We start from the raw sequence: 11,423 nt of genomic DNA on the forward strand, positions 1-11,423 counted from the left end.
ATTTATTCATTGCGCCTAAATCGTTGAACCTCCCGATAATTTGGTCGATTTTTTCGGGCGGCCCGCCGAAATTAGTTGCCGGCGTCGGCCAGGCGATGCAGGTACTGTTGTATGGTATTAGACAGACCGTAGTACAGAGCGTCGGTCACGAGGGCGTGCCCGATACTCACCTCCTGAAGCCCAGGCACTTGTGCAGCGAAGTAGGTCAGATTGTCCAGGTTGAGGTCGTGGCCCGCATTGAGGCCCAGCCCGAGGGTGGCCGCGGTACGCGCGGCGCGGGCAAAGGGGGCGACGGCCGCCGCCCGGTCGCGGGAAAATTCGTGTGCGTAGGGGCCGGTATAAAATTCTACCCGGTCGGTCCCGATCGCGACCGCACCCTCTAGAATATTGTCCTCCGGGTCCACGAAAAGCGAACTGCGGATGCCTGCCGCCTGTAGGCGGCCGATGATATCGCGGAGTTCGTCGGCGCGGCCCACCGTATCCCAGCCGTGGTCGCTGGTCAACTGTCCGGGTGCATCCGGCACCAGCGTCACCTGATCCGGGCGGGCGGCGAGTACCACTTGCATAAATTCTTCCGATGGGTACCCCTCGATGTTGAGTTCGGTGGTAACCACCTCCTTCAGGGCCGCCACGTCGTCGTAGCGGGCGTGCCGCTGGTCCGGCCGCGGGTGGATCGTGATCCCCTGGGCACCGAAGCGTTCGCAGTCCTGCGCCACCCGGATCAGGTCCGGGTAGTTGCTGCCGCGGCTGTTGCGGATGAGGGCGACCTTGTTGAGGTTGACGGAGAGACGTACCATATTGGAAAGTGTGGGAGGTAAGCGAGGTTGGGTTTGCCCGCCAAAGGTACGTTCACCGCACCTGCGGCCCCGCCCCTGCCCTACTCTTCCTCCTGGTCCAGTGCGGAAAGCCGGTCGGCCTGGTCGGTGCTGCCGGTCAGCGCCAGGGACAGCGCCGCGAAGTCGAGGGGCTCGTCGAGGTTATTACCGATGCGCGCGAGCATGAGGTCGAAGTAGCGGTCTTCGATGTCCGCCAGCTCCCGTATGTCGTCGTGGAAGCCGATGGTGTCATCCACCGAAGGACGGAACAGGAAGCACTTGAAAAGCACCTGCCGTACCTTTTTCACTTCGGTCATCGACAGCGTGGGGAAGTCTTCCCGGAGGAGACGGAGGCATTCCTGGTCGATCTCGGAGAAGGAATGGAAGGTGATATCGTCGGCCAGGAAGCTGGCGTATACGTCGATGCCCTCCCACATGATTACGGGGTCGGGCATGCGTATCCCCTGCTGGCCGGCCACGCGCAAGTAGTAGGCCGCCACCTGCTCCGTATCGGAAACGCGGTTGGCGCCGGCGACCGCCTCGTCTGGGCCGTCGATTAATCGGTACTCGGGCTCCTGTTCTCCCTCCCGGTGACGTCGCTCGAGGAGGTCGGACTGGTCGCGCAGGAAGTGGCTGAAGGCTTCGTAACCAATCAGGCCCTCGTCGAAGTCGGGTTCCTGCCGGATGATGGCGGGCTTGATGCGGACCTGCTGGATCCAGTCGGTACCGTAGTAGTGCGACAGCTGGCTCATGGCGGCCGTAAGGAGGGACCGGGCGCGTTCGTTGTCGAGGGCACCGCTGTCGAGGGGGCCGGCGTAGAGCTTGCGGCACCCCAGCCGGTGGTAGAACTTGAAGTCGTCGCAGCTTTCGATCCAGAAGGAATCGGTCACCGATTCCACGCCGACGCCGACGAGTCGGGCACCGCGGGCGTTGACCACCTGCCGCAGTTGCCGGTATTCGCTGCCGCCACCCATAATGATGACCACGTTGGCGTGGTCGGGCGTCTGCAGGTACGTAATGACGTCGGCGGTGAGCTGCCGGCTGATGGAGACGTTGCCCAGCTTGTTCGGAAACTGCTGGATCAGCTCGATCGGTGCCTCGCCGAGGGCATCCGCGTAGCTACTGAAGGGGCGCCAGTCGGCATAGGCCCGATTAAGTACGACCCGCCCGGCCCCGTCGGCGTAGCCCAGGAGGCAGTCCACATCGATCACTTCCGGTTGCGGCAGGTTGGGCGCGACGCGGTAGGGAACACCGTTGTTGGCTGCGGTGAGCAGAGACTCGTGCAACTGGGTAAAGTCCCAGAAAATAGCAAGGCTGTCGGGCATGAACAGAAATGTGTTGGACCCTCTCCCAGTAACGTTTACTCGCTTGGCCTCTCAACGAAATGAAAGATTGGGGGTACCTACGTACACGGAGGCTGGGGTTAGGCCCGCAGTAGATCCCTAATCACCTAGCCGGTCCGAGGCATCAAGCCCGAAGCCGCCTGGCAACATCCGAAAGCAAAAGTTACTGAATCTTAGTCGTTCTTAGTGTATAAAGTAAAACAGGTGCGGATTACAACTAGAAGAATTGCAACCCGCACGACGTAGCAAAAGTAAGACAAAACCACGAAACGGCAAGAATTATCAGGCGACGCTGCTGCGTTCGCGCATGACCTCCTCGTACATCTTTTGCAACTTCTTACGGGCGAAGAAGATGCGCGATTTGATGGTGCCGAGGGGGCTGCCGAGTTGTTCGGCGATCTCGTCGTATTTGTAGCCTTGGTAGGCCATCAGGAACGGCACGCGGAAGTCGTCGGGCAGACGGTCCACCAGCTCCTGTAGTTCGTTGAAGGTCACCTCGCTTTCCCCGTCGTTCAGCACGGTCTTGTTGCCGCTATTGATGTAGTAGTTATTGGGGGTCTGGTCGATGATCAGATTGCGGCGCACCTTCTTGCGGTAGTTGTTGATGAAGATGTTGCGCATAATGGTGACGGCCCAGGCCTTGAAGTTAGTACCGGGGTTATACTTCTCCGCGTTGGTCATAATACGCAGCGCGGTGTCCTGGTAAAGGTCTTCCGCATCGTTCATATTGCCGGTCAGTTTAAGACTGAAGGCGCGCAGGCTATTGGTAATCGTGGAGAGTAGGTCTTGTATATCTTTCTGTTGTTGCTTGGTCGCGGTCATCTTTTTCATTGTTGTGCCTGTCAAATAATTTTACAAAATTAGCCTCTTCGGCCAGCATTTGCAAATATTATCGGGCGGTTATCTATCTATAGAGTGCAAAAGCCGTACCAAAGGATGGTTAAAACGGCCGAAAGAGTAAAAAAATTTGACACAAATCAACCATGATCGTCACCGAAGTGTAAACTAGGCACACTTACAACGGAACGCATGAAAAACAAGGACTCAGTTCTCTCCTCCCCCACCGAGGACGCCCAGCTGCCGAATTTCATCGCTTCCAACCTGCGCCTGCTCCGCAAGCGGGCCGGTTGGTCCCAGTCCGAGCTGGCGGCCCGTGTCGGTCTCAACCGCGGCAATATTGCCAGCTACGAATGCGGCTCGGCCGAGCCCAGCATCTGCAAGTTGCTGCGCTTCAGCAATGTCTTCGACATATCTACGCGAGACTTCACCCGCCTGGATCTCAGCGACCCCGCCGAGCTCGCCCTGGCCCGCAGCGCCCGGCTTTCGGAGGAAGCCGAACGCCTCAACGCCTACCGCGAGCGGCAGGCCGAGCTCAGCCACCTTATCGATTCTTCCCACGACCTGTTCCAGTACAAGCGCGATACCCTCGACAAGCCCTGCAAGGAGGCCGAGCTCTTCGCGGGCCACTACCTGCAGCTCCTCGAACTCAGCCGGCAGCTGATGAAGGAGCACGAAACGCTTCTCGAGGAACTCGGCTGTCAGTGCAAGTAGACACCCTGGCAGTATCCTGACATTATGGCCTACACCGAAGAGCGAGCCTACCTGGAGCTCCACCTCGCCGTATTTCTCTGGGGCTTCACGGCCATTCTCGGCGACCTGATCCAGCTTTCTGCCCTCACGCTGGTTTGGTGGCGGGTGCTGCTCACTTCCCTCAGCCTGATCTTCTTCGTCCGGCTGCGTAGCGCGGTCCGCGAGATAGGTCTACGGCGGTTTCTATTGCTCGCCGGTATCGGCGTCATCGTAGCCCTGCACTGGGTGACCTTCTACGGAGCGATCAAACTGGCCAACGCCAGTATCGCCCTGATCTGCATGGCAACCACCTCCCTGTTCTCCAGCGTATTCGAGCCGTGGATCGTCGGCCGCCCCTTCCGGTGGTATGAGTTGTTGCTCGGTATCTTCATTTTGCCCGGCATCTGGCTGGTGGTCGACGGCGTGGAGAGCGGCATGAACGTCGGCATTGTGGTGGGACTGACCTCCGCCGCTCTCGTCTCGATCTTCACCTCCCTGAACAAGAAATACATCGGCAGCAGCAATCCGCAACGGATCACCTTCATCGAACTGGGTGCCGCCACCCTCTTTCTTGCCCCCTTCCTGCCCCTGTTCGGTGGCGAACGGTTCTGGCCGGCACCACTCGACTGGTTCTACCTGGTGGTGCTTTCGCTGCTCTGCACTACCCTCACCTTCTTCCTCTCGCTGCGGTCGCTCAGCAAGTTGTCGGCTTTCGCCTCCAACCTCACGGTCAACCTCGAACCGGTGTACGGCATCTTTCTGGCCTATTTCCTCCTCGACGACGCCCAGGAGCTCGGCCCCAACTTTTACTGGGGCGCGTTGCTGATCATCCTGGCGGTCTTCGGCTACACGGCCATCGCCCGGCAGCTGCGGCGGCGGCGGCAACTAGTTTCCTGAGTCCGTGGCCCGGAGCTGTTGGCGGGCAATCTCCAGGTTACGCTGGGCACCTTCGTTATCGGGTTGCAGCGCCAGGGCGCGCGCGAAGTAGTCCGCCGCCTCTTTAGTCCGCCCGCTCATGCCGTACGCCAGCCCGAGCAACCGGAGGGTTTCGTAATTCGCGCCGTCAAGCTGCTCGGCCTGCCGCAGGTAAGCCAGGGCGGCGGTCAGGTCCTGCCGCTCTTCCCCCGCCGCCCGGCCCGCCCGCTGGAGGGCAACCACTAAATTTTGATCGACGGCGCCCCGCGCGACCCCGTATTCCGCGGCCCGGTGGTAATCGGCGATCGCCGCGTCGTAGTCGCCCGCCAGGAAGTTCGCATTGCCGCGCAGCAGGTGAGCATTCCCGTAACGCGGATGGATAGCCAGCGCCGTGTCCAGATCGGTGCGCGCCTGACGAAGCAGGTCCGGGCGGGCGGCACGTGCTTCTTCCGCCAGAGCCTGGTAGCGGTCGAGACGGGCGCCGGCCGCGGCGTTGCGCAGTTTGGCGCTGCGGGGTTGCCGCGTCACATCCGTAGTGAAAAGGGTGTAGTTATCCTGCCACACGGGGTTGCGCGCCACGGTCAGCACCGAACCGATAACGACCAGAACGGCGACGATCACCGCACCCGCGCGCCGGCGCCGCCCCAGCCCGGCCGCGACCGCCAGGCAGAAGCCCAGGGAGGGCATGAACAGAAAGCGTTCGCTCATCAGGGTACCCACCGGAAATACCAGGTTGCTGACGATGGACAGGGTGATCAGATAGATGAGTAGGCCGGCCGCTACGAAGCGATGGCGCGCCCGCAGGTGCCCTGCCCCCCAGAACAGGAGCGCTGCGTGCAGGAAAATACTGATCAGCGCCCCCGGTGACGTCCAGTTTCGCAGTTCGATCGCGGCCGGGTAGTAATCGTGGACCAGGCCAACCGGGAAGAAGAGCAGGCGCAGGTACACCAGCCCCGTGTAGGCGACCGTCGGCAGACGCTCCCAGGCGTTGAGGGCGACCGTGCGCCCCCCCACTTCGCGGAGGAAGGGGTTATTCATGAGTTCGAGGCCCGGCTCCCCCACCCCGCCGATAATGGCGTAGCGCAGCAGCAAAAAGGCGCCGGCACCGACGCCGGCCGGAATGAGGTAGCGGTACCCCCGTCGCCCGGTGACAAAAAGCAGCAGGGGCAGCACGGCCACGAAGGTGATAGCATTCTCCTTGGCGAGGCAGCCCAAGAACAGCAGCAGCCCCGCCCCCGTGGCGTGTCCCCACCCCCCGGCACCGCGGGCGGCGCGGAGAACGAGCCAGGCCGCGGCGGCGGCCCCGAGCAGGGCGAGGATCTCGTCGCGCCCCTTGATGTTGGCCACGGCTTCGGTGTGGATGGGGTGGACAGCGAACAGGGCCGCCGCGCCGAGGGGGACCCACCAGGGCAGGTCAGCCTCCCGGGTCAGCTCAGCGACCAGGCCGAAGACCACGACGACCAAGCCGGCGTACCAGAGGACATTTAGCAAATGCAGGGGGAAGGGCGAGCCGCCGGCACCGTACTCCAGGGAGAAAAGCGCCGGGGTCAACGGACGGTAGCGGCCGCCGGCCACCAGGGCGTCGCGCTGCTGCTCGCCGAAGAAGCCGTAGAAGGTATCGTGGGTGAAGAGGTCTCCCCAACCGGCCACGCCCCGCTGTACGACGCTGTTGTCGGTGATCACGATGGCATCGTCGAGGACGAAGCCGTGGCCCAGCGTATTCAGGTAGAGTACGCAGGCCAGCCCCGCCAGGGCGGCGGCCTGCAGTCCGAAACGACGGTACGGGGGCAGATCGGTAGGCATGGAGCGAAGATAGCCGCTCCCGCGGGCAACCCTGCCGACCGCACGGCGTTCCGTAAACCCAAACCCTCCCCGCCTATGTCCCGCCCCCTGATCCTGGTAACCAACGACGACGGTATCACCGCCGGCGGTATCGCGGCGCTCGTAGACGTTGCCAAGGAATTCGGTGACGTACTGGTGGTGGCCCCCGACAGCCCCCAGTCCGCTCAGGGCCACGCCATCACGATCAGTGTCCCGGTCTTCGTACGCGAAAGCGACGCCCTGGGCGACGACATCGAAGCCTACGAATGCAGCGGCACGCCGGTCGACTGCGTCAAACTCGCCAAGAGCGTACTGCTGAAGGGCCGCACGCCCGATCTCTGCCTCTCGGGCATCAACCACGGCAGCAACGCCGCCATCAATATCCTGTACAGCGGTACGCTTTCCGCGGCCATGGAGGCCAGCCTGGAGGGTATTCCCAGCATCGGCTTCAGTTTTCTTAACTACCAGGCTGACGCCGACTTTACGCCCTGCCTCCCGTACGTCCGCCACCTGGTGGAATTCGTTCTGAAGAACGGCATGGCCGAGGGCAGCCTTTTCAACGTCAACATTCCTGACCTGCCGGCCGACGAGATCCGGGGTCTGAAGGTCTGCCGCCAGGCCGAGGCCCGCTGGGTGGAAGAATATAGCCGCGCCGAAGACCCGCGCGGGCGCCCTTACTACTGGCTGACCGGGCGCTTCGTCAACGAAGACGAGCGTACGGATACCGATGCCTACGCCCTGGAGCACGGCTACGTTTCCTTGGTGCCCAGCCTCCACGACCTGACCAACCACCGCGCCCTGGCCAGCCTGCAACCCCGGGAAGACGACCTGCAACCCGCCGGCCTGTCGTCCGAAGCGGCCGACGACCGCCGCCCCGACCGCGAGCAGCGGCTGGAGCAATTCTAGCCGTTGAGCAGTTCGCGGCCGTAGTAAAAGAACCACGCCCCCGCCAGTAGCATCACCCCGATTACCAGTCCCTTGAGGCTGCGCGTTCGGTAGGTGCGCCGGAAGACGTTCATCGGCAGGACATTGATACAGATGGCTACGAGCGCCAGCGTACGCGGCCGGAAGGATATTTCGCGGCCGGCACTGGCCGTGAACCACGTGCCCAGTTGCAGGAACAGGAAGTAGGCGACTACGGAAACGAAGATGGAGACGGCCAGTCCGATCCAGAGGTGATCGTTGCGGGGAATCATACGGATAAGGTTTGTACGCTAACGACCCGCCGGGCGCGTGCGTTCATCGCTACGCGCCCGCCATCCGTCGAAGCCGGTCTCCCATACTCCCCACCGGCCGTAACTTAGGCATTCATCACGCGTTTACCCACTATGCGCAAGAAGCTAACCGACTACGCCAAGAAGAGCCTTAAAGACTCCATCATGAATCCCGATCCCAACAGCGACAAAGACGCCCACGCCGGTACCATTATCCGCAACCACGTGGTCTGGAGTATGGGAGCCAGCTACGTGATCCCCCTGCCCGTCGCCGACGTTTTCGCCGTGTCGGCCATTCAGGTCGATATGATCCGGCAGCTCAGCCGGGTCTACGGTATCGACTTCGCCGAAACCCAAGGCAAGGCCCTCGTCACCTCCCTCACCACCAGCGCGATGACGAAGGCCGGCGCCCGCAGCCTGATCAAGCTCATCCCCGGTATCGGCACGGTCGTCGGTGGCGTCACCACGGCCGTGCTCAATGGTGCGAGCACCTACGCTACGGGTGAGGTATTCAAAAAGCACTTCGGCACGGGGGGTACTTTCCTCGACTTCGACGTCGACCGGCTGAGGAAGCTGTACAACGAAAAATTCGAGAAGGGAAAGGATGTCGCCCGTCAGTGGAAGCAGGAACAGGCCGAGGACATCGTGCCGCCGCCGCCCGCCCCGCCGACCGCCGCGACTAAACGCCCGGAACCCGGTGTCGGTGCTCCGGCGGCCACCGTGGTACCCCCTACTCCGCCCACGCCCCCTGCCCCGCCGAAACCCGAGGTCGCCGAGGATAACATTCGCAAGATCCGCGAGCTGGCCGAAATGAAGGCCCAGAACATCATCACCGAAGCTGAATTTCAGGCGATGAAGAAGCGGATCATCGGGGAATAGTAAACCTCAAATCTTACATTTATAAGGTTAGCGCTGCCTCCCCAGGGTCAGGTTGCCGAAGGTGACGCTGGCCGTAATGGTGCCGCTGCGCTCACTGTTGGGACCGATCTGGATGCGCCGCCATTCGTTCGTCCGGTCCAGCTCGATAAGCTGCCGGTTATCGGGTACGCGCAGCTCGCCGTTGTTACTGGATAATTCGTAGGCCAGGCCCTCCCCGCCCACCGGCTCGTAGATCGTGACGTTGCTCTTGTCAGCGTTCACGCGCAGGTCGCGCATGTTGAGGTTGGGACTCAGCTTCAGATCGCCGTACTGGGCGTTGATGGTGAAGGTGCCGCCGACGTCCAGCAGATCGATGTCGCTCCGGCGGGCGTTGATCACCACGTTGCCGTCGATCTTCTCTCCGACAATGTCCCCGAAGCGGGTACGGATATCGAGCAGGCCCTGCACGTTGTCGATGTTGATGGCGGAGAACTCGCCGTTGATGCGCAGCCGGTTACGCAGGTTGCTGATGGTCGCGCCGCCGAAGTGACTCTTCAGGTAGACGGGACATTCTTCGGGTAGCGTGATGTAGTATTCCACGCTCAGCTCGCTCTCGGGTTGCACGTCGCTGTCGCGACGGCGGTTTTTCAGGAAGATCTTCTTGCCCGCGACTTCGGTGATGAATTCCAGGTTCTCCAGCTCGCGCTTGGCCCGTTCGAGGCGGACGTGGCGGGCGGTGAGTACCACGCGCACGCTGATCTCCTGGCGTGACCAGGTCTCCACGTAAATCTCCGCTTTCTCCCCCTCCACGGCCAGTTCGCTGCCGCTGCTGTAGGGGTAGGTATCCTGAATGGTTTTACTCACTACCTCACGCACGTCAGCCTGGGCGCGGACGCAGGTGCCGGAGAGAAGCAGGAAGAGCAGGGAAATCAGGTTCAGGCGCACGGTGGTCACAGTTCTACGATGATACGGCGGTAGACGTCGTCGCGCTCCCGTTCAATATCCGCCAGCTGGCGGACCACGGAGGGGTCTTCCCCGTAGGCGACCAGCATCGCCTTGACTTCCTCGCGGGCGGAGGTAAGCTCGTCCAGTTCCTGTCCGAGATTATTGAGGCGGGGTTCGTTGCGTTCCCGCACTTGATCCCGGGCGCGCTGGAAGCTGGTCTCGTCGTCGTCCCAGTCGGCTACGGCGGCAGCGGGTACCGGCTCCTGGCTGTAGGCGTAGGTGACCTCGGGTCCGCGGTTGGCTAGGAAAAGGCCCGCCCCGGCCGTGAGCAGCAGGGCCACGGTGGCGGCAGCGGCCAGCAGGTGGTGGCGGGTCAGCCGGCGGACGGTAGCGGCGGGCCGCTCGTCCAGGTCGCGGCTCAGCGCATTCCACACGCCGGGGGGCGGCGCGTAGGTCGGCAACCGCTCGGCCAGCGAGCTGCCAGCCGTACGGTCGAGGCCACGGGCGATGTCCCCCCAGGCGGCGGCGGGCGGTGCGTGTTCGGGCAGCGCATCGAGGGCGCGGCGCAGGCGGTCGTAATTCTTCTCCTTCACACGTAAGCCTTTAGGTATTCGCGTAATTTCTTCTTGGCGTAGAAGAGTTGACTCTTGCTCGTTCCGACGGTGATGCCGAGCATATCGGCCACCTCCTGGTGCTTGTACCCCTCCACCTCGATCAGCACGAAGACGGCCCGGTAGCCGTCGGGAAGCCGCTGAATGGCCTTCTCGAGGTACTCCACGTCGAGTGCGGTATGCCCCCAGTCGACCTCCTCGTCGGCGTGGTTCAGGGGGAGCTCGTCGTAGCGCGGCTGACGGCGCAGGCGATTTAGTGCGGTCCGTACGATGACCACCTTCATCCAGGCGCCGACGGTGCTTTCCCCGCGGAAGGTGTGCAGCTTCTGAAACACCTTCAGGAAGCCCTCCTGCAGGGCATCGTTGGCCAGGTCGAAGTCCCCACAGATCCGGTAGCAGGCGGTGTACATGGCCCGGTTGTACCGGTCGTACAATTCCTTCTGGGCGCGGCGGTCCTGGCGGCGGCAGGCTTCGATCAGTTCGGCTTCCGTCATCCGGGCGGGGGGGGTTAACTCGGGGGCACGTTGCTTGGTGCGGGACAGTATCATACGGCAAGAGCTCTGCCCCAAAGAGGGGAGCAGAGCTCTCGCGGTTGGTTAATCTAGCAATTTTTGTCTAGAACCGGTAGGCTACGCTGCCGATCCACCGCTTGGGAGCCTGGTCCCAGTTGTATTCCTCTCCCTGGAAGGTGAAGGTCTCTCCGTAACGGGCGAAGTTGCCGTCGTAGCGGACGTCAAAGGTCAGCGGCCCGATGTCGATACCGGCCCCGAGGGCATACCCCAGGTTGAAGGTGTCGAAGGTCCGCTCCAACCCGTCCTGATTGTTGAGGTCATCGGTACTGGACAGGAAAAAGTGGCCTACCGGCCCCGCGTTCAGCTGCAGAAAGGCCAGCTTGTAGCTGAGCAGTACCGGCACGTTCACGTCGTTGTACCGCTCCTCGAAGGCGGTGGATACCCCGGTGTCGTCGTCGTCCAGCCGGTAGTTGTTCTTTGCGCTGTTGAAGGTCACCTCGGGTTGCAGCGTCAGGTTGGGGCTCAGCGGCAGGCGCAGCAGGGCACCGAACTGGAAACCGTAATTGGCGTCCTCGAGGGCCACGCGCAAGTCCTGACGTCCCGCCCGGTCAATGGAAAAGCTTTCCCCCTGGAGGGACTCCGTACTGAGGCCGGCCTTCAGGCCGAATTCGATCTGGGCGAAGGAAAAGGCGCTGGCGAGGAGCAGCGGCAGGACGAGATAAAAGCGGTTGTTCATAGCTGTGTCTGTGTTTGGTTAGCGATTAAGCGCGGGGGGCTAATCCGGAATTGTGCGGCAGACGTTAAGGCCAGCTTAATCCCC

The 11,423-nt window shown here is 62.3% G+C and carries 13 protein-coding genes; 4 read left to right on the plus strand and 9 right to left on the minus strand.

The window, feature by feature from the left end:
* Positions 1-71: 71 nt before the first annotated feature.
* The 3 genes from DQG19_RS14175 to DQG19_RS14185 form a co-directional block, all read right to left on the minus strand.
* The gene (locus DQG19_RS14175; protein WP_116126936.1) at positions 72-797 is read right to left on the minus strand and encodes a pyridoxine 5'-phosphate synthase; all 726 of its coding nucleotides are present in this window, start codon (positions 795-797) and stop codon (positions 72-74) included.
* A gap of 80 nt (positions 798-877) precedes the next feature.
* Positions 878-2,140, minus strand: coding sequence for an NYN domain-containing protein (locus DQG19_RS14180; protein ID WP_116126937.1), 1,263 nt, complete (start codon positions 2,138-2,140; stop codon positions 878-880).
* 300 nt (positions 2,141-2,440) lie between these two features.
* Positions 2,441-2,980: an RNA polymerase sigma factor gene (locus tag DQG19_RS14185; RefSeq protein WP_116127107.1), complete on the minus strand. Its 540-nt coding sequence runs from the start codon at positions 2,978-2,980 to the stop codon at positions 2,441-2,443.
* 207 nt (positions 2,981-3,187) lie between these two features.
* On the opposite strand from DQG19_RS14185, the gene DQG19_RS14190 reads away from it, so the two are divergent.
* Positions 3,188-3,709, plus strand: a complete 522-nt coding sequence (locus DQG19_RS14190) for a helix-turn-helix domain-containing protein (RefSeq protein ID WP_116126938.1) — start codon at positions 3,188-3,190, stop codon at positions 3,707-3,709.
* Positions 3,710-3,733: 24 nt separating this feature from the next.
* The gene (locus tag DQG19_RS14195) at positions 3,734-4,624 is read left to right on the plus strand and encodes a DMT family transporter (RefSeq protein ID WP_116126939.1); all 891 of its coding nucleotides are present in this window, start codon (positions 3,734-3,736) and stop codon (positions 4,622-4,624) included.
* Here DQG19_RS14195 and DQG19_RS14200 read toward each other — a convergent pair.
* Positions 4,613-6,445, minus strand: coding sequence for a tetratricopeptide repeat protein (locus DQG19_RS14200; RefSeq protein WP_116126940.1), 1,833 nt, complete (start codon positions 6,443-6,445; stop codon positions 4,613-4,615). The genes DQG19_RS14195 and DQG19_RS14200 overlap by 12 nt on opposite strands.
* A gap of 75 nt (positions 6,446-6,520) precedes the next feature.
* Between DQG19_RS14200 and surE the strand changes: the two genes are divergently transcribed.
* Positions 6,521-7,369 carry a 5'/3'-nucleotidase SurE gene (gene surE / locus DQG19_RS14205; protein ID WP_116126941.1) on the plus strand — a complete coding sequence of 283 codons (849 nt, stop codon included), beginning with the start codon at positions 6,521-6,523 and terminating at the stop codon, positions 7,367-7,369.
* On the opposite strand, the gene DQG19_RS14210 is transcribed toward surE, so the two are convergent.
* Positions 7,366-7,659 (minus strand): hypothetical protein, encoded by a 294-nt coding sequence (locus DQG19_RS14210; RefSeq protein WP_116126942.1) that lies wholly within the window; start codon positions 7,657-7,659, stop codon positions 7,366-7,368. The genes surE and DQG19_RS14210 overlap by 4 nt on opposite strands.
* A gap of 132 nt (positions 7,660-7,791) precedes the next feature.
* Between DQG19_RS14210 and DQG19_RS14215 the strand changes: the two genes are divergently transcribed.
* Positions 7,792-8,556 (plus strand): DUF697 domain-containing protein, encoded by a 765-nt coding sequence (locus DQG19_RS14215; protein WP_116126943.1) that lies wholly within the window; start codon positions 7,792-7,794, stop codon positions 8,554-8,556.
* 27 nt (positions 8,557-8,583) lie between these two features.
* On the opposite strand, the gene DQG19_RS14220 is transcribed toward DQG19_RS14215, so the two are convergent.
* The 4 genes from DQG19_RS14220 to DQG19_RS14235 all read right to left on the minus strand — a co-directional run bounded on the left by DQG19_RS14220 (position 8,584) and on the right by DQG19_RS14235 (position 11,339).
* Entirely contained in the window at positions 8,584-9,480 is an 897-nt protein-coding gene (locus DQG19_RS14220; protein ID WP_157974515.1) for a DUF4097 family beta strand repeat-containing protein, read from the minus strand.
* A 5-nt stretch (positions 9,481-9,485) separates the two neighbouring features.
* Positions 9,486-10,073 (minus strand): hypothetical protein, encoded by a 588-nt coding sequence (locus tag DQG19_RS14225; protein ID WP_116126945.1) that lies wholly within the window; start codon positions 10,071-10,073, stop codon positions 9,486-9,488.
* Positions 10,070-10,639, minus strand: coding sequence for an RNA polymerase sigma factor (locus DQG19_RS14230; protein WP_116126946.1), 570 nt, complete (start codon positions 10,637-10,639; stop codon positions 10,070-10,072). Before DQG19_RS14230 ends, DQG19_RS14225 begins: the two co-directional genes overlap by 4 nt.
* 67 nt (positions 10,640-10,706) lie before the next feature.
* Positions 10,707-11,339: an outer membrane beta-barrel protein gene (locus DQG19_RS14235; RefSeq protein ID WP_116126947.1), complete on the minus strand. Its 633-nt coding sequence runs from the start codon at positions 11,337-11,339 to the stop codon at positions 10,707-10,709.
* Between the last annotated feature and the right edge of the window lie 84 nt (positions 11,340-11,423).

The organism is Lewinella sp. IMCC34183, from assembly GCF_003390915.1.
Lineage (GTDB): Bacteria > Bacteroidota > Bacteroidia > Chitinophagales > Saprospiraceae > Neolewinella.